Consider the following 21,756-nt stretch of genomic DNA (forward strand, 5'->3'; position numbering starts at 1 on the left):
ATCAGTTCGAAGTTCGTTAGTGGCACGGTGAACGTAAGGAAACAGGGTGAACGGAAGATGAACTGAGCAGGGCATCGGAGTGACATGGTTGCGGGATCGCCAAGGCAGTGTGAATTCCAGCCTACGTTCCCATGTCGTACGGGAGTTGAGCCGCGATCGAGGGCCGCCGAGCAAGCGCCGGGACCGGCCTCGCGGGCGTCCCCGTACCCCCCACGCTCACCCGCCCGGAGCCGGGTGTCCACTAAGCACGGTCGTAGTCGCCCGCCGTGCCCGTTCCGGTCCCGCCGCCGCGCCGCCGGCGGCCGCCTGGAAGGATCGGGCCTCGGAGGTGAGGGCAGGTGACCCAGTCGCGATCCACGCGGCAGCCGCAGCCGCGGCTGACGCATCCCCTGCGGCAGGCATGGACGCAGGTGGTGAGCACGGCCCGCAGGACCACCGCCGACGGCCTGGTCGTCGGCACCTCGGGCAATGTCTCGGCCCGCGTCGGCGACACCGTCCTGGTGACCCCGAGCGGCGTCCCTTACGACCGGCTCGGCCCCAGGGACGCCGTCGCCGTCGACCTGGACGGGCGGCAGGTCCTCGGCACGCTGAAGCCCACCAGCGAGCTGCCCATGCACCTCGCGGTCTACCGGGAGACCGACGCCGAGGCCGTGGTCCACACCCACGCCGTCCACGCCACGGCCGTCTCCACGCTCGTCGACGAGCTCCCCGCGATCCACTACATGACCGCCGCCCTCGGCGGCCCGGTCCGCGTCGCGCCCTACGCGCTCTACGGCACGGACGAACTGGCCGACGCCATGATCGAGGCGCTGCGCGACCGCAGCGGCTGTCTGCTGCGCAACCACGGCACCGTCGTCCACGGCGCCACCCTGGACCAGGCGTACGACCGCACCGCCCAGCTCGAGTGGATGTGCCGGGTCTGGCTCAACGCGGTCTCCGTCCCCGGCCGCGCCCCCTCCCTGATCCCGCCGGACGAGATGCGGCGCGCCGCCGAGAAGCTGAGCGGCTACGGCCAGAAGGGCTGAGCCCGCCAGGCACGCCCCGGGCCCCAGCCGGTACCCCGGGTACCCCGGGCCACGCCTGGCACGCTCCGGACCCGGCCTGGCACGCCCCGGGCCCCGCCCGGTACGCCCCGCGCCACGCCCGGGAGGTCACCCGGCCGGGCACGCCCGCTGGCCGGGCGCCGCCTCCCCGACCACACTGGGAGGGATGCGCCTGCGAACAACGGCGGTCGCGGCCGCCACCACCCTGCTGAGTGTCGGCGTGGCCGCGGTGGCGGCCGGACGGTACGCCACCAGCGCTGCGCTGAAACCGGTCCCCGACCGTCCGCTGCCCAACGAGGCGCCGCTGACCGTCCACGCGACCGCGGCCGGCCAGATCACCCTGACCCGCTCGCTCGCCTCGCTGCGCCCCGGCACCTACGGCCTCACCGGCCGCTCCTGCCACGCCGTCGTCGGCCCCGTCATCGAGGACGCCCCGCACCCAGCCGACTGCGTCGTGCGCCGGCTGGAGCGGGTCACCCACGGCGAGCTCACCCCCGGCACTCGGGTCCGGCTGACGCCCCAGGTGCACATCGGCAACCCACGGGACGCGCTCGGCATCGACCACGCCGACGTGGACGTGGACGCCGAACTCGGTCCGCTGCCCGCCTGGTTCATCCCCGGCGAACGCTCCACATGGGTGATCACCACCCATGGCCTCGGCACCACCCGTGAACACCCTATGGTCGTCATGCCCTTCCTGCGGCAGCTGCGGGTGCCGGTGCTCGACCTCGCCTACCGCGGCGACCCCGGCGCCCCGCGCTCCGCGGACGGCATATCCCACCTCGGCGACACCGAGTGGCGGGACCTGGACGCGGCCATCCGCTACGCGGTGGGCTACGGGGCGAGCGGGGTCGTGCTGCACGGCTGGTCCACCGGCGCCTCGATGGCCCTCCACGCCGCCGCGAACTCCGCGCTGCGGCACCGCGTCACCGGCCTCGTCCTGGACTCCCCGGTGCTCGACTGGCAGGCGACCCTGCGCGCCCTCGCCGCGGCCCGCGGCATCCCCGCGCCGCTGCTCCCGCTCGCCCTGCGCGCCGCCGAGGGGCGCACCGGACTCCACGACAGCAGGCTCCCGGAGGTGGCCGACCCGGAGCGGCTGTCGGTGCCCACGCTCGTCGCCCACGGCCCCGACGACACCCTCGCGCCCTGGCACGTCTCGCGCGAATTCGTCGACCGCCGACGGGATCTGGTGACCCTTCACACGGTGCGGCAGGCCCCGCACGCGGCCATGTGGAACGCGGACCCCGAGGCGTACGAGGAGGCGCTGCGGCGCTTTCTGGTACCGCTCCTGTAACACCCGTAAGGCGCTCTCCCGCGCCGCCCGACCTCCCGTAGCGCCCGTAAGGCGATCGCGAAAGCGCGTGCGGGGCGGCGCGGGAAGCGTTCGCGGGGCGGCGGCGGAAGCGTCCGTAAGATGGCGTGAACCCTTCGCGGCGACCGCCGGACGGGTGCCGATTGGGCTTTCGGGCCGTCAACGGCGAGACTGCTTCCGTGACGTCCCGTACTCCGCGCGACTCCCGGCTCCGACTTGTCCGTAACCGGCCGATGGCCACGGCCCGCCGGCCCGCGGTGAACCGCGGCTCAAGACCGGCGCCCCGTCCGCCGGAGGGCACTCCGCCGCCGTCGGAGCTGGCCCGGCAGGCCCGGGCGGGGCTCACCGGGGCCGTGGCGATCGCCCACTGGGCCGCGGCCGAGCACGGCGCGCCCGGCGCGCTGTCCGACGAGGCCGCCGCCCGCGCCACCGAGGCGCTCGGGGTGAGCGAGCGGGAGGTGCGGACCGACTGGGACCGCGCCCGCCTCATCGGCCTCATCGAGCACCACGCGGGCACCACCCGCCCCGGCTGGCGGCTCCAGGCGTGGGACCGGGACGACAGCGCCGTGCTGCGGGGCTGGGTCGCGCTCCTGGACGCGTGGTCCCTGGCCTGCCCCGCCCCCGAGACGGCCGAGCCGACGGCGGTCGCGGAGGTCGTCGAGGCCGTACCGCAGCTGCTCTCCCTGCTGCAGCTCTCGGCCGGTCCCATGCCGATCTCGACCCTGCTGGACATGCTCCGGCAGCGGGTCGCCGAGCTGCGCACCGAGCGGTGCGAGGTCCCCCAGGAGGTCACGGAGGACCGGGAGCCCGCGGAGGACGCCGGGGGCGACGGGGGCGCCGCGAGCGCCGACGACACCAAGGACGCCGAGGACGCCGCCACGCTGGAGGGGCTGCTCGACTGGGCCCTGGCCGCCCTCTCGTCCGTCGGGGCGCTCACGGTGCGGGAGGAACCCCAGGACGGGCCGGAGGGGCCGGAGAGCGCCGGGAGCGCGGCCGACGACGCCAAGGGCGACCGCCGGGAGGCCGAGCTGACCGCGCTCGGCAACTGGGCGGTGTGGGTCAAGCTGGAGCAGATCTGCGTCGCAGCCCAGAGCCCGGCCGGGAACATCGAGCAGCACGCCGCCGACATGCTGCGCGGCTGTGCGGGCCTGACCCCGGGCCCCGCCCGCGCCGAGTACCGGGCCTGGCTGGCCGCCCGCCCCGTCGGCAGCGCCGTCGTCGAGCTCATCGACGCGGCGCGCGGCGACGACGCGCTGCTGCGCGGGCTCGCCTTCGAGGCGCTGCGCGTCGTCGGGGCGCCCGCCGAGCCCAATGTGCGGGCCGTCGCCGACGAATCGTGTCTGCGGCCGTACGCGCTCCTGTGGCTCGCCGAGCACGAGGGCGCCGACCCGGACGAGGCGCTGGACGCGCTCACCCGCGAGGAGGCCACCTGGCTGTGGGTGGACACCGCCGCGGCCATCTCCGACCACGGGGAGAGCCCGCTGCTCGTCCGCCACCTGGAGTCCGCCGTCCAGGGCACCGTGCCCGCGCTGCTGGCGGAGGTACGGGCCGTGGGGCACCCCCGCACCGTGCAGGTCCTGGTGGCGCTGGCCGCGGCCCACCCCGATCCGGCCCTGGCCAAGGCTGTGCGCCGGGCGGCCTTCCAGGTGCACACGGGCGGGGCCTGAGGGACGGGCGGCCGGGGGGAAAGCCGGGGGGCTAAAGCCGGGGGATTAACGACTTGCCCGCCCCGCTAAACTAGCCCCATGGCAATTCTCCTCGTGCATTAGACGGCGTCGGCCGCCCTCGTCCGTCCCGTCCGCCGTCCACCCTGCCCAGGAGTAATTCCCGTGATCACCGCCTCCGGCGTCGAGCTGCGTGCCGGCGCCCGTGTCCTCATCGAGTCCGCTTCCTTCCGTATCGCCAAGGGCGACCGCATCGGTCTGGTCGGCCGCAACGGCGCGGGCAAGACCACGCTCACCAAGTGTCTGGCCGGTGAGGGCATCCCGGCCGGCGGCACCATCACCCGCTCCGGTCAGGTCGGCTACCTCCCGCAGGACCCGCGCACCGGCGACCTCGACGTCCTCGCCCGCGACCGCATCCTCTCGGCCCGCGAGCTCGACTCCGTGCTCCGCAAGATGCGCGAGAACGAGGACCGGATGGCCAACGGCAAGGGCGCCACCCGCGAGCGCGCGATGAAGAAGTACGAGCGCCTGGAGACCGAGTTCCTCACCAAGGGCGGATACGCCGCCGAGGCGGAGGCCGCGACCATCGCCGCCAGCCTCGGCCTGCCGGACCGGGTGCTCGGCCAGCCGCTCCATACGCTCTCCGGCGGTCAGCGGCGCCGGGTCGAGCTGGCCAGGATCCTCTTCTCGGACTCCGACATCCTGCTGCTGGACGAGCCCACCAACCACCTCGACGCCGACTCGATCACCTGGCTGCGGGACTATCTGAAGACCTACAGCGGCGGCTTCATCGTCATCTCCCACGATGCCGACCTCGTCGAGACGGTGGTCAACAAGGTCTTCTACCTCGACGCCAACCGCTCGGTGATCGACGTCTACAACATGGGCTGGAAGCTCTACCAGGCCCAGCGCGAGGCCGACGAGAAGCGCCGCAAGCGCGAGCGCGCCAACGCCGAGAAGAAGGCCGCCGCGCTCAACTCGCAGGCCGACAAGATGCGCGCCAAGGCCACCAAGACGGTCGCCGCGCAGAACATGGCCCGCCGCGCCGAGAAGCTGCTGTCCGGTCTGGAGGCGGTGCGGCAGTCCGACAAGGTCGCCAAGCTGCGATTCCCGGACCCCGCCCCGTGCGGCAAGACCCCGTTGACCGCCGAGGGCCTGTCGAAGTCGTACGGCTCCCTGGAGATCTTCACCGATGTCAACCTGGCCGTCGACAAGGGGTCCCGGGTCGTCATCCTCGGGCTGAACGGCGCCGGTAAGACGACCTTGCTGCGGCTGCTGGCCGGGGTCGAGACGCCGGACACCGGCCAGGTGACCCCCGGACACGGGCTGAAGCTGGGTTACTACGCGCAGGAGCACGAGACGCTCGACCCGGAGCGCACCGTCCTGGAGAACATGCGCTCAGCCGCCCCGGATCTCGACCTGGTCGACATCCGTAAGACGCTCGGGTCCTTCCTGTTCTCCGGCGACGACGTGGACAAGCCGGCCCGGGTGCTCTCCGGTGGTGAGAAGACCCGGCTGGCGCTGGCCACCCTGGTGGTCTCGTCGGCCAATGTGCTGCTGCTGGACGAGCCCACCAACAACCTCGACCTGGCCAGCCGTGGGGAGATCCTCGGCGCGCTGCGCACCTTCGCGGGTGCGGTGGTCCTGGTGACCCACGACGAGGGCGCCGTCGAGGCGCTGCAGCCGGAGCGGATCATTCTGCTTCCGGACGGTGTCGAGGATCTTTGGGGCCAGGACTACGCGGACCTCGTCGCGCTCGCCTGACGAGGCCAGACGGCGGGCGGGGTGGGCCCGGCGGAGCGCCGGGGGTGGCGTTCCGGACGCCGCCCCAAGAGTCCGGTTCCTCCGGTCCGACCCCCTTCCCGTAGATCATTCGGCCTAGGCGTGATCCATCATCTGAGTGAGAACGGCTGGTATCGCGGCGCGTCGTGGGCCACCGGCGCACACCACGTGCCGTGCGCCGGTCCGGATGTCTGCGACGTAGCTCACGTATGCCCTGACCTGCCTCTTCGCCGATGAAGACGAAAGAGTGTCAGGTTGAACAGCGCCGGAATCCTTGCTTCCGAAGGTCGTCGCGCCGCGATTTCCCGCAATCCTTCATCCACAGACCTTGCCGAATGGGTGGCCAGGAAGGCCTGTAGGGGTGATCATGAGAGTCCAGAGCGCACTTCCCATGAGGAGGCACGGGTGGCCGAGACTCTGAAGAAGGGCAGCCGGGTGACCGGCGCCGCGCGCGAAAAGCTCGCGGCAGACCTGAAGAAGAAGTACGACTCCGGGGCGAGCATCCGGGCGCTGGCCGAGGAGACCGGCCGTTCCTACGGATTCGTTCACCGGATGCTCAGCGAATCCGGAGTTTCCCTACGGGGACGCGGCGGTGCGACGCGAGGCAAGAAGACCGCCTCGGCCTGATCGCCCGTATGCTCCATCACCATCAGCAGGTAGGGACAGGGGTGCCACCCGGCTGATCGTCGGTTCGGCCGGGTGGTTACTGTGCAGTCACTTGTACTGACCGCACCCGACCGGAGGCCCCTGTGACCCTGCTCGACAAGGACGGCGTTCAGCTCACCGTCGATGACACGGTCGCCACGGTGACCCTGAACAACCCGGCGAAGCGCAACGCCCAGTCGCCCGCCTTGTGGCGGGCGCTGGCCGAGGCCGGAAAGCTGGTGCCGGGCACCGTGCGCGTCGTGGTGCTGCGCGCCGAGGGCAAGTCCTTCTCGGCGGGCCTGGACCGTCAGGCGTTCACGCCCGAGGGGTTCGACGGCGAGCCGTCGTTCCTCGACATGGCGCGCGGTTCCGACAGCGAGCTGGACGCGACCATCGCCGGGTACCAGGAGGCGTTCACCTGGTGGCGGCGGAACGACATCGTGTCGATCGCCGCCGTCCAGGGCCATGCCGTCGGGGCCGGTTTCCAGCTTGCGCTCGCCTGCGACCTGCGGGTCTGCGTGGACGACGCACAGTTCGCCATGCGCGAGACCAGCCTCGGGCTGGTGCCGGACCTCACCGGAACCCATCCGCTGGTCGGGCTGGTGGGGTACGCCCGTGCGCTGGAGATCTGCGCGACCGGGCGCTTCGTCCACGCCGAGGAGGCCGAGCGGACCGGGCTGGCCAATCTCGTGGTGCCCGCCGCCGAGTTCGACGGCGCGGTCCAGGACCTGGCGGCGGCCCTGCTTGCCGCGCCCCGCGACGCCTTGGTCGAGACCAAGGCGCTGCTGCGGGGCGCCGTGGACCGCACCTACGAGGAGCAGCGCGCCGCCGAGCGTGCCGCCCAGGCACGCCGGCTGCGCGACCTGGCGGGGCTGACGGACTGAGCGCTCCGCGCTCCGCCGGGAGTGCCGTGACGTCTTGCCGCCATGCCGTCATGTGCCGTCTTGCCGCCATGCCGTCATGTGCCGTCTTGCCGTCTTGTGCCGTGTTGCCGTCGATCGTCTGCGGCGCCGTCGTGGCTGATCGCGCCCCGCGGCGGAGCCGCAGGGTGATACGGCCCCGTGCCCCTTCGGGGTGCGAGCGCCCCGTCACGCCATCCGCTGCGGCTCCACCGACGGCACCGCCTCCAGCACCAGCACCGCCAGATCGTCGTCGATCGGCTCGGGGCTGAAGTCATGAGTGGCGCGCCGCACCCGCTCCGCGACCGCCTTGGCGCCCAGCCCCACACAGTCCCGCAGGATGTCCGACAGGCCGTCGTCGTCATCCAGCTGGCGCAGGCCGTTGCGCCGCTCGGTCACCCCGTCGGTGACGCACAGCAGCGTCTCACCGGGTCCCAGGGCCAGTCTGTCGGCGTGGAAGTCCGGGTTCTCGTCGATGCCGAGAAGCATCTGCGGGGAGGCGGCGGGCGCCACCGCGCCCTGGGTGGTCAGCCGCAGCGGCAGCGGATGGCCGGCGCTCGCCAGGGTGCAGCGGGCGCCGCCCCCGGCCGGGTCCGGCTCCAGCTCCCCGTAGAGCAGGCTCAGGAAGCGCGGCGGGGACTGCTCGCCGTCGATCTCCGCCGCCTCCGCGTCCTCCTCCACCAGCGCCTGGTTCAGCCGGTTGAGCACCGACTCCACCCCATGGCCCTCGCGGGCCAGCAGCCGCACCAGATGGCGGGCCAGCCCGGTGACCGACATCGCCTCCGGGTCGCTGCCCTGGACGTCGCCCAGCAGGAAGCACCAGCGGCGGTCGCCCATGGGGAACAGGTCGTAGAAGTCGCCGCCGACGGTCTGCCCCTCGCCGTGCGGCTCGTAGACGATCGCCGTGTCCACCCCCGGGATATGGGCGAGCGACATGGGCAGCTGGCGGCGCTGGAGCGCCCGGCTGATCGTCGCCTGGCGGGTGTACTGCCGGGCCGTGGCCACGGCCTGGGCCACCCGCCGCGCCACGTCCTCCGAGAGCCGCACCACGCCCTCCGCCATGCGGGGCACGCCCGCCCGGCCGAGCAGCAGGACGCCGTGGCTGCGGCCGTGTGCGATCAGCGGGAAGCACACCGCCGATCCGCCCACCCCCTGGCTGTCCGCGACCCCGGGCCAGGGCCAGGAGGTGCCCGCCGAGCCGAGCCCGGTGGGCGGCGGATGCCGCTCCAGCGAGACGCGGAGCGCGCCGATGCGGTGCTCATTGCTGTGCCAGACGCGGGCGAGCTGGAGCGCGCCGCTCTCGGTGGTCAGCCAGACCGCGCACCAGTCGGCCAGCCGCGGCACCAGGAGCTGCCCGGCGAGGGCGGCCACCATGTTCTCGTCGAGCTGACCGGTGAGGAGTTCGCTGGCCTCGGCGAGGAAGGACGGTCCGCCGCGGTCCACCCAATCGGCGGTCGGATCGCGCTGCTCACGCGGTGTGATGGGGGCCAGGGTCTCGGCGAACCGCAGCTCGCGCCCGAGCGCGCTGGTGGGGACGGCGTCGAACTCGGTCCCCGCCCGCTCGGCGTCCAGCCGGAACCAGACCGCCTTACGGGTGCGGTGATAGGTCACGCCCCAGGATTCGGCGAGCGCCCCGATCAGCTGGAGCCCGCGGCCGCGGCCCCGGCGCTGGGTCTCGGGCCCTCCGTAGACGGTGCTGGCGGGGTGGAGGTCCGCCACCTCGATGACGATCCCCGGCCGCCTCGGCACATCCCTCGGCACATCGTCCGGGCCGCTCGTCTCCTCGGGCCCCAGGGGGCCGTCCTCCGGCCCGTAGCCCTCCCCGCCGTCGCCGGGCTGGAGCCGGCAGACCACCTCGACCCGGGTGCCCGCGTGCAGCACGGCATTGGTGACCAGCTCGCTCACCAGCAGCACCGCGTCGTCGATCGACCGCTCGTCGAGGGTGATCGGGGCGAACACCTCCGCCGCGCTCCGTCCCGTGAGCGCCGTACGGATGAAGGCGCGTGCCGCGCCGGGCGCGCGCACGCTGCCGGGCAGCGTCGTCCGCGAGACGGACTCACGCGCGAGAGGAAACAAGGCTCCCACGTGCGGCTCCAGGGCAATACAGGCGGTTTAGGCCATCTAGGTGCCATATTATGACAGACAGGGGGATATGAATGATCTTTAAGGGACGACGCCATGGCTCTCGACCCGATCACCACCGACACTTCCCCGGCCCTGCCCGTGGAATGTCCGGAAAACGCCCGGCCCTCCGGCCCGGCGCGCGGTGCGGAGACCGCGTCCGCGGCCGAGCTGCGGTCCCTGCTGGCGGCGATGAACGCCCTGTGCGACGGCGACTTCACCGTCCGCGCGGACACCTCGGCCGAGGGTCTGGTCGGCGAGATGGCCGGGGTCTTCAACCAGCTCGCGATGCGCAACGCTCATCTGTCCGGTGAGCTGCACCGGGTGCGCCGCGAGGTGGCGCGCCAGGGCAGGCTGGACGAGCGGATCACCGCGAGCCCCGGCCCGGGGGCCTGGGCCACCAACGTGGACGCGGCCAATCAGCTGGTGGACGCCCTGGTCGGCCCGGTGTCCAACGCCACGCGGGTGCTCGACGCGATCGCGTCCGGCGATCTGACCCAGCGGGTGGATCTGCACGACGGCAACCGCCAGCTCCGCGGCGATCTGCGGCGGCTGGGGCGCGGGGTGAACCGCACGGTGGACCAGCTGTCGCTGTTCACCGGCGAGCTGACCCGGATCGCCCGCGAGGTCGGCACCGAGGGGCGGCTGGGCGGCCGCGCCAAGGTGCAGGGGCTCTCCGGCGACTGGCGCATGGTCACCGAGGCCGTCAACACCATGGCCTCCCGGCTCACCGCGCAGGTCCGTGACATCGCCGAGGTGACCACGGCGGTCGCCCGCGGTGACCTCACCCGCCAGGTGACGGTCGAGGCCACCGGTGAGCTGCTGGAGCTCAAGCTGACCGTGAACACCATGGTCGACCAGCTGGGCGCGTTCGCCGACGAGGTGACGCGGGTGGCGCGCGAGGTGGGCACCGAGGGCGAGCTGGGCGGCCGGGCCCAGGTCCGCGGCGTCTCCGGGGTGTGGAAGGACCTTACGGACAGCGTCAACTTCATGGCGTCCAACCTGACCTCCCAGGTCCGCAACATCGCCCAGGTGACCACGGCCGTCGCCACCGGTGATCTCTCGCAGAAGATCACCGTGGATGCGAGGGGCGAGATCCTCCAGCTCAAGTCGACGATCAACACCATGGTCGACCAGCTCTCCGCCTTCGCCGACGAGGTGACGCGAGTGGCCCGCGAGGTCGGCACCGAGGGCCGGCTGGGCGGCCGGGCCCAGGTCCGCGGCGTCTCCGGGGTCTGGAAGGACCTTACGCAGAACGTCAACTTCATGGCGGACAACCTCACCTCCCAGGTCCGCAACATCGCCCAGGTCGCCACCGCCGTGGCGGAGGGCGATCTGAGCAAGACGATCACGGTGGAGGCCAAGGGCGAGATCCTGGAGGTGAAGTCGACGATCAACACCATGGTGGACCGGCTGTCGTCCTTCGCCGACGAGGTGACCCGAGTGGCCCGCGAGGTGGGCACCGAGGGCAACCTCGGCGGTCAGGCCCAGGTCCGCGGCGTCTCCGGGGTCTGGCGGGACCTCACCGAGAACGTCAACTTCATGGCCCTGAACCTGACCTCCCAGGTCCGCAACATCGCCCAGGTCACCACGGCGGTCGCCAACGGCGATCTGTCGAAGAAGATCACGGTCGATGCCCGGGGCGAGATCCTGGAGCTCAAGGACACCGTGAACACCATGGTCCAGCAGCTGCGCTCGTTCGCCGACGAGGTCACCCGGGTGGCCCGCGAGGTCGGCACCGAGGGCCAGCTGGGCGGCCGGGCCGGAGTGCCGGGCGTGTCCGGGGTCTGGAAGGACCTTACGGACAACGTGAACTTCATGGCGTCCAACCTGACGTCCCAGGTCCGCAATATCGCGCAGGTCGCGACCGCGGTGGCGGAGGGCGATCTGAGCAAGAAGATCGACGTCGACGCGCGCGGCGAGATCCTCGAGCTGAAGACCACCATCAACACCATGGTCGACACGCTCTCCTCGTTCTCCGACGAGGTGACGCGGGTGGCCCGCGAGGTCGGCAGCGAGGGCCGGCTGGGCGGCCAGGCCCGGGTCGAGGGCGTCTACGGCACCTGGAAGCGGCTGACCACCGGCGTGAACGAGCTGGCCCTCAACCTGACGACCCAGGTGCGCGCGATCGCCGAGGTCGCGTCCGCCGTCGCCCAGGGCGATATGTCCGGGTCCATCTCGGTCGAGGCGCAGGGCGAGGTCGCCGCGCTCAAGAACAACGTCAATCTGATGGTCGCCAACCTCCGCGAGACCACCCGTGCGAAGGACTGGCTGGAGTCCAACCTGGCCCGTATCGCCTCCCTGATGCAGGGCCACCGCGATCTGGTCGAGGTCGCCGATCTGATCCTGAGCGAGCTGACCCCGCTGGTCAACGCGCAGTTCGGGGCGTTCTTCCTCAGCGCGGCCGGTGCCAGGCCCGGTGAGGGGCTCGAGCTCATCGCCGGATACGGCACCGACCAGGACGCGGTCCGGGGCGACGGCCAGACGCCGCGGACCGGCCCCCGGGGCCGCGGGCTGGTCGCCCAGGCGGCGGTGGAGAAGAAGCGGATCCTCATCAACGACGTCCCGCCCGACTACATCACCATCGACTCCGGGCTGGGCTCCGCGCTCCCGGCCAGCGTGGTGATCCTGCCGATCCTCTACGAGGACCAGGTGCTCGGAGTGATCGAGCTGGCCTCGTTCAGCCGGTTCAGTGAGGTCCACCTGGCCTTCGTCGACCGGTTCGTCAACACCATCGGCGTCTCGATCAACACCATCATCGCCAACGCCCGCACCGAGTCGCTGCTCTCCGAGTCCCAGCGGCTCACCACCGAGCTGCGCCAGCGCTCCAACGAGCTGCAGCGCTCCAACGCGGAGCTGGAGGAGAAGGCCGCGCTGCTGGCGACCGCCTCCCAGTACAAGTCCGAGTTCCTGGCCAATATGTCGCATGAGCTGCGCACCCCGCTGAACTCGCTGCTCATCCTGGCCCGGCTGCTCGCCGACAACCCCGAGGACCGGCTGTCCCCCCAGGAGGTGCAGTTCGCCGCCACCATCCACCGCTCCGGCTCCGATCTGCTCCAGCTGATCAACGACATCCTGGATCTGTCGAAGATCGAGGCGGGCCGGATGGACGTCCGGCCCAAGAAGCTGCCGCTGGTCAAGATCCTCGACTATGTGAACGCCACCTTCCGGCCGCTCGCCGTCGACCGGGGCCTGTCGTTCGAGATCGCGGTCGGCGAGGACGTACCGCGCGAGATGTTCTCCGACGAGCAGCGGCTCCAGCAGATCCTGCGCAATCTGCTCTCCAACGCCCTGAAGTTCACCTCGTCGGGCGGGGTGACGCTGCGCGTCGAGCGCACCCCGGGAGCGGAGTTCGAGGAGGAGGCGCTGCGGGCCGCGGACGCCGTCATCGCGTTCTCCGTGACCGACACCGGTATCGGCATCCCGCCGGAGAAGCTGCCGGTGATCTTCGAGGCGTTCCAGCAGTCCGACGGCACCACCAGCCGGAAGTACGGCGGGACGGGCCTCGGCCTGTCCATCAGCCGGGAGATCGCCGGAATGCTCGGCGGCCGGATCGTGGCCAAGAGCGAACTGGGCGTCGGCTCCCGCTTCACGCTCTACGTCCCGGCGCACTACAGCGGCGTCGCCCCGGCCCCCGACCCCTCGGACCCCAGGGCCACCGGCTCCACCGTCCCGGCGGTCGCCCCCGCCTCGGACGAGACGCTGCCGGACACCGCCGACCACGCCCCGAGCGGGCCCTCCGGCGAGGCGGACAGCCTGGTCGCCAGCAGGCTCGCCAGCCGGGCCCCGGGCGGCGGGGCGGGGGTCGAGGCCGGGAGCGAGGGGGAGACCGAGTACGAGGGCGAGGACCAGGACGACGGCTGGCCGGGCACCACCCGGCTCAAGGAGTGGCAGCGCGGACGCCCCGGCCAGGTGCTGCACGGCCGCCGCATCCTGATCGTCGACGACGACATCCGGAACGTCTTCGCGCTCACGCATGTGCTGGGCCGGGTCGGCATGACGGTGAAGTACGCGGAGAACGGCCGCGAGGGGCTGGAGGTGCTGCACCGCAACCCGGACGTCTCACTGGTCCTGATGGACGTGATGATGCCGGAGATGGACGGGTACGAGACGATCCGGGCCATCCGGAGCACACCGCGTCTGGCCGATTTGCCGATCCTCGCCCTCACCGCGAAGGTCATGCCCGGCGACCGGGAGAAGGCCATCGACAGCGGCGCCAATGGCTATGTCTCCAAGCCCGTGGACGTCGACCGGCTGATGTCGGCGATCCTCGACCTGCTCGATCCGGACGCTGAGGTGGGGGAGTCGGGCGAGCCGGGACGGGCGGGCGAGTCCGGGAGCGATGACGCCACGTCCGACGGTGACACCGCCGTGTCCGGAGAGGGCGTGTCCGGAAAGGGCGCCGCGCCCGCCGAGACCGGTCCGCCGAGGCCGAGGCAGGGGGAGCGATGACTACGAGCGTGTCCGAGAAGGCCGGAATCCTCATCGTCGACGACATGGAGGAGAACCTGATCGCGCTGGAGGCGGTCCTCGGCCCGCTCGATCAGCAGCTCGTCCGCGCCCGCTCCGGCGAGGAGGCGCTGAAGGCCATGCTGCGGCAGGACTTCGCCGTCGTTCTGCTCGACGTGCTGATGCCGGGCATGGACGGCTTCGAGACCGCCGCCAACATCAAGCGGCTCGACCAGACCAAGGACGTCCCGATCATCCTGCTGACCGGGACCGACGCCGACTCCGACTACGCCTACCGGGGCTATGCGATCGGCGCCGCCGACTTCCTCATCAAGCCCTTCGACCCCTGGCTGCTGCGGACGAAGGTCAATGTGTTCCTGGAGATGCACCGCAAGAACCGCCGGCTCGAGGCGCGGACCGAGCAGCTGTCCGACCGGGTCGAGGAGCTGGAGCGCACGGTCGAGGGGTTGCGGAAGTACGTCGAGGAGTGACCGGCCGGGGCCGGGCTCCGGTCAGAAGTCCACGGCCGTGACGAGGACCGCCACCGTGGGCGGCTGGTCTCCCGGCGCCGGGGCGGTCTGTGCCACCGCCGTTCGTACCGCCCTCGCCACATCCACGGCGCGGTGATCCGCCGACACGGCCAGCTCGATCCGGATGTGCGCCCCCTCGATCCGCACGGCCCGGGGCGAGCCCAGCACCGGCGCGAGCCGGGCGACGCCGGGCACGGAGGTGGCGGCGCGGGCGGCGGCCGCGGTGGCGGGATCCGGGGCAGGGCTTTCGGCCCGATGGGGCCGCGGGGCCTCCGGGGGCGGGGCCGGGAACTCGTCCAGCACCTCCGTCACCCGTATGTCCACCGCCTCCACCAGCAGGCCGAGCCGGTCCGTCGCCGCGTCGAACAGTACGTCGCGCAGCAGGTCCGCCGTCACCGGGAGCGGTTCCTCCAGCGTCGCCCCGCAGTCCGCCGCGATGCGCAGGGGCCCCGGCGGCAGCGCGCTCGGCGGGGGCGGGACCGCGGGCATCCCGGCGGTGTCGGGGTCGGCGGGCCCGATCCGCAGCGCTCCCAGACGCGCGCCGGGGACCTCGGCGGCGGCCCGCCCGAGCACATCGCTCGCCGCGCGTTCGGTGATCCAGGAGCCGTCCTCCCGCTCGCCCAGGGGCAGCAGCCGACCGATCCGCAATTGCTCCCTTACGGTCTGCGCGAGCCGGTCCGTGACCACCGTGTCACCCCTTACCGCCGTATGGACGTGAGCCCTACCGCTCTCAGCCTGCCGTATCGATCGCGCGAGTGCCGCATCTCCGAAGCGGTTCGGGGAAAGTCCCTTTAAGGTGGCAAATAGAGCGAGCGGAAATCGCTTCCACGCTCTTCGCCTCGGAAGGGACGATCGGTGATGTCCGAGACCGCACCACGGAACCGACCCGAGAACCCCGCCACGGAACCCGCCGCCGGTACGCCCAAGACAATGAGCGCCGGGCCCGGCATGGCCGCGGCAGCCGCCGCCACCGATCGGACCCGGCGGGGCGGAGGCGACCCGGCCGTGCGGGGGCGCACCACCATCGCCGACGGCGTCGTCGAGAAGATCGCGGGTATGGCGGCCCGCGATGTGGTCGGCGTCCACGCCATGGGCGGCGGTCTCGCGCGTACCTTCGGGGTCGTACGGGACCGGGTGCCCGGCGGCCGGTCGGTCACCCGCGGGGTGAAGGCGGAGGTGGGGGAGGTACAGACGGCCCTCGACCTGGAGATCGTGGTGGACTACGGCGTCTCCATCGCCGATGTCGCACGGGCCGTACGGGAGAACGTGATCGCGGCGGTCGAGCGGATGACCGGCCTCGAGGTCGTCGAGGTCAATATCGCGGTCAGCGATGTGAAGTTGCCGGACGAGGAGGAGGAACCGCCGGAGCCGCGGCTCCAATAGGCCGGCAGCGGTTCCGGTCGGCTCCAGCGAAGGAGCACACGATGAGCATGGCCGTGGTCGGGATGATCGCGGGAATGGCGCTGGCTTTCGCAGGTTACTTCGGCGGTTTCGGGGCCTTTCTGCTGGTGGCGGCGTTGGGAGCCGTCGGGTTCATCGTCGGCCGGTTCCTGGACGGTGATCTGGAACCGGGTGACTTCTTCCGTTCCCGTGGCCGTGACGGACGGCCCCGGTGAGCGCCATGACGACCGTAAGGACGTGCCGTGGTGGAGCCGGGTGAGCGGGGTGCGACGCGGATCGCGGACCGGGTCGTCGCGAAGATCGCCTCGCAGGCGGCGCGGGAGGCGTTGCGGGGCGGCGGCGCCGCGGACTCCGGTGCGGACGGAGGCGCGGATACGGGTGCGGACGCCGGTGTGGACCCCGGTGTGGACGCCGGTGAGGTCGTCCTCGCCGATGTCGCCGGGGCGGCGCGGCCGTACGCGGTCGCCGCGGTGCGCGGGGGCGTCGCGCGCGTCCGGGTCGCCGTCGAGCTCGGCTATCCCTCGGACATCGGCGCGCACTGCGGTGCGGTGCGTCGGCAGGTGATCGAACGGGTAGGCGAGATGACGGGCATGGAGGTGCCCGAGGTCGCGGTGACGGTCGAACGGCTGCGTGTGCCGCGGTGGGAGCGCCCGGAGCGCAGGGCGCGTCGGGGGAGGGACAGGGTGCGATGAACGCGGACCAGAAGATGCGTCAGTCCACCTCGGCGTCGGCGTACGGCGCGAGGGCGGGGACGGGCGCCGGTTCCGGTACCGGGGACGGGGACGCGCCCGGGCGCGTCCGGCGCTTCTGGTCCGAGCGGCGGCTACCGGCGGGGATCGTCGCCCTGGTCATCGCCGCCGTCAGCGGGCTGCTGCTGTACGACGTGGCGGCCGTGCGCTCGGGCCGGCGCGCCATGCGGTGGCGGGACTGGCTCGCCGATGAACTCGCCGCACGGCCGCTGGACAACGCGTGGATCGTGGGCGGGGCGGCGCTGCTGGCCGCGCTGGGCGTGTGGATGGTGATCCTCGCGATGGCGCCGGGGCTGCGGGGTCTGCTGCCGATGCGCGCGCCGGAGCAGGAGCCGGGGGCGGAGTCGGGGCCGGGGTCGGGCGGAGAAGCCGGGGCCGCCGTTCGAGCGGGAATCGACCGGACGTCGGCGGGGCTGGTGCTTCGCGACCGGGCGATGGAGGTGCCCGGTGTCCGGTCGGCCCGCGTGGACGTCGGCCGTCGGCGGATCAGGGCCCGCGCGCTGGCCCACTTCCGCGACCTCGACGAGGTACGCGCGGATCTGGACACCGCCCTCCACGAGGGCATCCGCCAACTGGGTCTGGCCCGGCCGCCCGCCCTCTCCGTCCACGTACGGCGCTCCGCGGAGCCGAAGGGGTGAGCGCGCCATGCTGAGTGTCGTCAACCGGGTGCTGCTGGGGGTCGTGGGGCTGGTCCTGGCCGCCGCGGGCGCGGTGGTCCTGGCCGGGTGGCCGCCGTTCGACGGCCGCGACGATGTGCTGCTCAGCCGGGCGGACCGCACGCGGTGGCGGGACACCGGATGGTGGTGGCCGGCCGTCATCGCGGCGCTGGCGGTGCTGTTCGTGCTGTCCCTGTGCTGGTTCCTGGTCCAGCTGCGACGGCGTCGGCTCCAGGAAGTGCTCGTGGAGACGGGCGACGGCGAGGGCGCCCTGCTGCGCGGCCGCGCCCTGGAAGCCGCCCTCTTGTCGGACGCGGAGACGCTGGACGGCGTGGAGCGCGCCCACGTCCTGCTACGGGGCCGCCGGACGACACCGGAGGCCCGGATGGGCTTGTCGCTGGACGCGCGGGCGGACCCGCTGTCGACTCTGGACGCGGTGCGGGCGGAGGCCCTGGAACGCGCCCGCACGTCGGCGGGCCTGGAGCGGCTTCCGGCGGAGGTGCGGCTGAGGGTGGCCCGGCACGGGGCGGAGCGGGCGCGGTAGCTCTGCGAGCGCGGATGCGTGGCGCGACCCCGCCGACCCGTGTTCGCCCCCGGCGGGCATTCCCCCCCCCCCCCCCTCCCCGCTGGATCCGATGTGCGGCTCCGCCGCGCGGCATGGGGCTCCGCCCTCTGGACCCCCACCGGGGCTCCGCCCCGGACCCCGTTCCTCATTCCGCCCCGGACCCCGCTCCTCAAACGCCGGAGAGGCCGACTTCCGGAGGCGATCCCTCAGATGTTGTGGAGGGCCCCGCCGTCCACCGGAAGCATCAGCCCGGTCAGGTACGACGCCGCAGGCGAGAGCAGGAAAGCCGCGGCCTTGCCGAATTCCTCGGGCGTCCCGTACCGCCGCAGCGGAATCGCCGCCGCGTTCCGCTCCCGTGAGGCCTCCGCGTCGCCGGAGAGGGAATCGAGCTCGCGCACGCGGTCGGTGTCGATGCGGGCCGGGAGGAGGCCCACGACGCGGATGCCGCGGGGGCCGACCTCGAGGGAGAGGGACTTGGCGAACCCGGCGAGGCCGGGGCGCAGGCCGTTGGAGACGGTGAGGCCGGGGATCGGCTCGCGGACGGAGCCGGAGAGGACGAAGCCGATCACGCCCCCGGAGGGGAGTTGCTCCGCGGCGGCGCGGGCGAGGCGGACGGCGCCGAGGAAGACGGAGTCGAAGGCGGCCTGCCACTGGGCGTCGGTGATGTCGGTGGTGAGCCCGGCCGGGGGGCCGCCGACGCTGATGAGGACGCCGTCGAAGCCACTGAAGCGCTCCCGGGCGGTGGTGATGAGGCGGGTCGCCACCTCGGGGTCGGCGTTGTCGGCGGCGACCCCGGCCGCGTTCGGCCCGAGGTCGGCGGCGACGGCGGCCGCCGTATCGGCGTCGCGGCCGGTGATGACGGTCTTCGCACCGTCGGCGATCAGCTCACGGGCGGCCGCGAGCCCCAGCCCGCGGGTGGCCCCGGTGACGATGTACACCCGGTCTTTGAGTCCAAGATCCATGGGGTCAGTCTGCCCTGGGTCGCTCCGCGAGGGTGAGGGCGGTCCCCACCAGTCCGATGTGGCTGAACGCCTGCGGGAAGTTGCCGAGCTGCCGGCCGGTCGCCGGGTCGTACTCCTCGGCGAGCAGCCCGACGTCGTTGCGGAGCGCGAGGAGGCGTTCGAAGAGGGTCCGGGCGTCCTTGTGGCGGCCGGCCAGCTGGAGGGCGTCGGCGAGCCAGAAGGAGCAGGCGAGGAAGGCGCCCTCGGCGCCGGGGAGGCCGTCCACGCCGCCGTCGGTGGTGTAGCGGCGGATCAGGCCGTCCTCGCTGAGCTCGCGGCGGACCGCGTCGATGGTGCCGAGGACGCGGGGGTCGGTGGCGGGGAGGAAGCCCACGCGCGGGATGAGCAGGGTCGCGGCGTCCAGCTCGGTCGAGCCGTAGGACTGGGTGAAGGCGGACCGCTCGGGGTCGTAGCCCTTCTCGCAGACCTCGCGGTGGACGGCGTCACGCATCGCGCGCCAGCGGTTCGCGTCCCCGCCCAGCCCCGGGTCGGCCTCCATTGCGCGGACGGCGCGGTCGGCGGCCACCCAGGCCATGACCTTGGAGTGGACGAAGTGGCGGCGCGGCCCGCGGACCTCCCACAGCCCCTCGTCGGGGTCGCGCCAGGCGGACTCCAGGAAGTCCATCAGCGCGGTCTGGATCTGCCAGGCGTGCGGTTCGGCGGGCAGCCCGGAGGCGCGGGCGAGGTGGAGGGTGTCGAGCACCTCGCCGTAGATGTCGAGCTGGCGCTGGTCGACCGCGTCGTTGCCGACCCGGACCGGGGTCGAGCGCTCGTACCCCTCCAGCCAGGTCAGCTCCTGCTCATGGACCCGGCGCTCGCCCGCCAGGCCGTACATGACCTGCAGCTCCGCCGGGTCGCCGGCGATCGCCCGCAGCAGCCAGTCGCGCCAGGCGACGGCCTCCTCCTGGTAGCCGGCACGGAGCAGGGCGTTCAGGGTGAGGGTGGAGTCGCGCAGCCAGCAGTAGCGGTAGTCCCAGTTGCGGACCCCGCCCAGCCGCTCGGGCAGCGAGGTGGTGGGGGCCGCGACGACCCCGCCGCTCGGGGCGTAGGTGAGCGCCTTGAGAGTGATCAGGGAGCGCATGACGGCGTCCCGGTACGGGCCCTCGTAGCGGCACCGGGCGGCCCAGCCGTGCCAGTCCTCCAGGCTGGCACGGAGGGAGTGGTACGGGTCGATGAGCCGGGGGCGGGGCTCATGGGAGGGGTGCCAGGTGAGCACGAAGGCCACCCGGTCCCCGGCCGAGACGGTGAACTCGGAGCGGGTGCTGAAGTCCTCGCCGTAGGTGCGGACCTCGGGCTCCGAGCGCAGCCATACGGAGTCCGGCCCGGCGATCGCGATCCGGTGGCCGTCGGTGCGGCGCACCCAGGGGACGACCCGCCCGTAGTCGAAGCGGAGCCGCAGGACGCCGAGCATCTCGACGCTGCCGGAGACGCCCTCGACGATGCGCACGACGTCGGGGGCGCGGTCGCGCTGCGGCATGAAGTCGATGACCTTGACCGTGCCCGTCTCCGTCTCCCAGACGGACTCCAGGACGAGGGAGTCGTCGAGGTAGCCGCGGCGGGTGCAGGCGCCCGCGCCCTTGGGGGCGAGCCGCCAGTGGCCGTTGTCGCGGTCGCCGAGGAGCGCGGCGAAGCAGGCGGGGGAGTCGAAGCGGGGCAGGCACAGCCAGTCGATCGAGCCATGGCGGCTGATCAGTGCCGCCGTCTGGTGGTCGCCGATGAGGGCGTAGTCGTCGATGTGCTGGGCCATGTCCGGCGCCTTCCCGGGGAAGCGGGATTCTAGGCCCCGCCCGGCCAAGATCCGCTGGATGAGGGCTGATGGGGTGTGCGGCGGGCTGTTCCCCTCCCCGCCGCAGGCGTTACGGCCCGCCGGACGAGGGCCTAGGGGGCTTCTGATGGATCTCCGTGGAGGAAGGAGCGGCGTCAGGGGGCACCTCCCAGCGGTAGCTGGGGGAGCGTGCTCTCGGCGTGCCGGGCGGAAGCCCTCGTAGCGGAGCTACTAGGGGTTTTGTCCGGTGCGGCGAGAGGGCGTGCCGGGTGTCGCGACGCCGCGGAGATCCATCAGAAGCCCCCTAGTCCGTGGCGGCCGCGGCGGGAACCTTCTCCGGCGTGGCCGCCGCCTTCGCGGCCTCGTCGGCGCGGTCCCGCCGCTCGCGGCGGGCCAGCACGAACCAGCCGATGGGCACACCGGCGGAGAACAGCCACCACTGGACGGCGTACGCCATGTGCGGGCCGATGTCGCTGTGGTTGGGCGCGGCGACCGGCTGGGGCTGCTTGCCGCCCTTGGGAGAGGACGAGGTGAGCTCGATGTAGCCGCCGAGGACGGGCCGGGACAGCGCCCTCGCCTGCTGCTCGCTGTTGATCAGTGAGACCTGGCGGGGCGGCAGCCCCTGCTTGTCCTTGATGCCGCTGTTGCCGCTGGTCTCGTCGGCCTTCAGCCGGCCGGTGACGGTGACCTTGCCGGAGGGGGCGGCGGGGACCTCGGGGAACTTGGTGAGGTCCGTGCCCGCCGGGATCCAGCCCCGGTTGACCAGCACCGCGCGGTCGTCCGGGAGCAGCATGGGGGTGAGCACGAAGTAGCCGATGGACTGTTCGTCGGAGCCGGTGCGCTGGCGGACGACGACCTCATGGGCGGTGTCATAGGTGCCGGTGGCGGTCACCGTGCGCCAGGTGTCGTCGCGGGGGACCGTACGGCCGGGGGCGGTGAACTTCTCGACGGCCACGGCCGGGGCGTCGAGGTTGTCCCCGATCAGCTGGTTCTGCGCGACCCGGTGCTCATGGCGGTGCAGCTGCCAGAAACCCAGCCTGATCATCGTCGGGATCAGGGCCAGGGCCACGAGTGTGAGGATCACCCACTGCCGGGTCAACAGGAAGCGGTACACATCCTTGACCCTACTCGGCGTGGATTGTCCCTCGGCCGCTGGGGGCGGCCCAGGACAATC

Annotated in this window: 18 protein-coding genes; 13 read left to right on the plus strand and 5 right to left on the minus strand. The window is 72.6% G+C overall.

Annotated features, from left to right (window positions below):
- Nucleotides 1-338 precede the first annotated feature (338 nt).
- The 6 genes from LIV37_RS37545 to LIV37_RS37570 all read left to right on the plus strand — a co-directional run bounded on the left by LIV37_RS37545 (nt 339) and on the right by LIV37_RS37570 (nt 7,330).
- Nucleotides 339-1,025: a class II aldolase/adducin family protein gene (locus LIV37_RS37545; protein WP_020872287.1), complete on the plus strand. Its 687-nt coding sequence runs from the start codon at nt 339-341 to the stop codon at nt 1,023-1,025.
- A gap of 184 nt (nt 1,026-1,209) precedes the next feature.
- The gene (locus LIV37_RS37550; protein ID WP_020872288.1) at nt 1,210-2,337 is read left to right on the plus strand and encodes an alpha/beta hydrolase; all 1,128 of its coding nucleotides are present in this window, start codon (nt 1,210-1,212) and stop codon (nt 2,335-2,337) included.
- A gap of 197 nt (nt 2,338-2,534) precedes the next feature.
- Nucleotides 2,535-4,022: a hypothetical protein gene (locus LIV37_RS37555; RefSeq protein ID WP_121824051.1), complete on the plus strand. Its 1,488-nt coding sequence runs from the start codon at nt 2,535-2,537 to the stop codon at nt 4,020-4,022.
- Between the two features lie 162 nt (nt 4,023-4,184).
- Nucleotides 4,185-5,783 (plus strand): ribosomal protection-like ABC-F family protein, encoded by a 1,599-nt coding sequence (abc-f, locus tag LIV37_RS37560; protein ID WP_020872290.1) that lies wholly within the window; start codon nt 4,185-4,187, stop codon nt 5,781-5,783.
- 423 nt (nt 5,784-6,206) lie between these two features.
- Entirely contained in the window at nt 6,207-6,428 is a 222-nt protein-coding gene (locus LIV37_RS37565) for a helix-turn-helix domain-containing protein (protein ID WP_020872291.1), read from the plus strand.
- 122 nt (nt 6,429-6,550) lie between these two features.
- On the plus strand, nt 6,551-7,330 hold the full coding sequence (locus LIV37_RS37570) for an enoyl-CoA hydratase/isomerase family protein (RefSeq protein WP_020872292.1): 780 nt from the start codon (nt 6,551-6,553) through the stop codon (nt 7,328-7,330).
- 204 nt (nt 7,331-7,534) lie between these two features.
- Here the strand turns inward: LIV37_RS37570 and LIV37_RS37575 are convergent, their stop codons facing one another.
- Nucleotides 7,535-9,430 carry a SpoIIE family protein phosphatase gene (locus LIV37_RS37575; protein WP_020872293.1) on the minus strand — a complete coding sequence of 632 codons (1,896 nt, stop codon included), beginning with the start codon at nt 9,428-9,430 and terminating at the stop codon, nt 7,535-7,537.
- Between the two features lie 93 nt (nt 9,431-9,523).
- Here LIV37_RS37575 and LIV37_RS37580 point away from each other — a divergent pair, with 93 nt between their 5' ends.
- A complete protein-coding gene (locus LIV37_RS37580; protein ID WP_020872294.1) occupies nt 9,524-13,918 on the plus strand; it encodes a HAMP domain-containing protein in 4,395 nt (1,464 codons plus the stop codon).
- Nucleotides 13,915-14,406: a response regulator gene (locus LIV37_RS37585; protein WP_121824049.1), complete on the plus strand. Its 492-nt coding sequence runs from the start codon at nt 13,915-13,917 to the stop codon at nt 14,404-14,406. The genes LIV37_RS37580 and LIV37_RS37585 overlap by 4 nt, the downstream gene beginning before the upstream one ends.
- A gap of 21 nt (nt 14,407-14,427) precedes the next feature.
- On the opposite strand, the gene LIV37_RS37590 is transcribed toward LIV37_RS37585, so the two are convergent.
- The gene (locus LIV37_RS37590) at nt 14,428-15,132 is read right to left on the minus strand and encodes a hypothetical protein (protein ID WP_121824048.1); all 705 of its coding nucleotides are present in this window, start codon (nt 15,130-15,132) and stop codon (nt 14,428-14,430) included.
- A gap of 243 nt (nt 15,133-15,375) precedes the next feature.
- Here LIV37_RS37590 and LIV37_RS37595 point away from each other — a divergent pair, with 243 nt between their 5' ends.
- From LIV37_RS37595 to amaP, 5 genes are read left to right on the plus strand one after another with little or no spacing between them, the layout of a single operon-like run.
- The gene (locus LIV37_RS37595) at nt 15,376-15,828 is read left to right on the plus strand and encodes an Asp23/Gls24 family envelope stress response protein (protein WP_373920717.1); all 453 of its coding nucleotides are present in this window, start codon (nt 15,376-15,378) and stop codon (nt 15,826-15,828) included.
- Nucleotides 15,829-15,869: 41 nt separating this feature from the next.
- Nucleotides 15,870-16,061, plus strand: a complete 192-nt coding sequence (locus LIV37_RS37600; protein WP_020872298.1) for a hypothetical protein — start codon at nt 15,870-15,872, stop codon at nt 16,059-16,061.
- Nucleotides 16,062-16,091: 30 nt separating this feature from the next.
- Nucleotides 16,092-16,538 carry an Asp23/Gls24 family envelope stress response protein gene (locus LIV37_RS37605; protein ID WP_121825044.1) on the plus strand — a complete coding sequence of 149 codons (447 nt, stop codon included), beginning with the start codon at nt 16,092-16,094 and terminating at the stop codon, nt 16,536-16,538.
- Nucleotides 16,535-17,233: a DUF6286 domain-containing protein gene (locus LIV37_RS37610; protein WP_020872300.1), complete on the plus strand. Its 699-nt coding sequence runs from the start codon at nt 16,535-16,537 to the stop codon at nt 17,231-17,233. The genes LIV37_RS37605 and LIV37_RS37610 overlap by 4 nt, the downstream gene beginning before the upstream one ends.
- Nucleotides 17,234-17,240: 7 nt before the next feature.
- A complete protein-coding gene (amaP, locus tag LIV37_RS37615; protein WP_020872301.1) occupies nt 17,241-17,795 on the plus strand; it encodes an alkaline shock response membrane anchor protein AmaP in 555 nt (184 codons plus the stop codon).
- Between the two features lie 227 nt (nt 17,796-18,022).
- Here amaP and LIV37_RS37620 read toward each other — a convergent pair whose 3' ends face one another.
- The 3 genes from LIV37_RS37620 to LIV37_RS37630 all read right to left on the minus strand — a co-directional run bounded on the left by LIV37_RS37620 (nt 18,023) and on the right by LIV37_RS37630 (nt 21,696).
- Entirely contained in the window at nt 18,023-18,778 is a 756-nt protein-coding gene (locus LIV37_RS37620; RefSeq protein ID WP_020872302.1) for an SDR family oxidoreductase, read from the minus strand.
- A 4-nt stretch (nt 18,779-18,782) separates the two neighbouring features.
- A complete protein-coding gene (locus tag LIV37_RS37625; RefSeq protein ID WP_020872303.1) occupies nt 18,783-20,564 on the minus strand; it encodes a glycoside hydrolase family 15 protein in 1,782 nt (593 codons plus the stop codon).
- Nucleotides 20,565-20,886: 322 nt separating this feature from the next.
- Nucleotides 20,887-21,696: an SURF1 family cytochrome oxidase biogenesis protein gene (locus LIV37_RS37630; protein ID WP_020872304.1), complete on the minus strand. Its 810-nt coding sequence runs from the start codon at nt 21,694-21,696 to the stop codon at nt 20,887-20,889.
- Nucleotides 21,697-21,756 lie beyond the last annotated feature (60 nt).

This window comes from Streptomyces rapamycinicus NRRL 5491 (assembly GCF_024298965.1).
In the GTDB taxonomy this organism is placed as follows: domain Bacteria; phylum Actinomycetota; class Actinomycetes; order Streptomycetales; family Streptomycetaceae; genus Streptomyces; species Streptomyces rapamycinicus.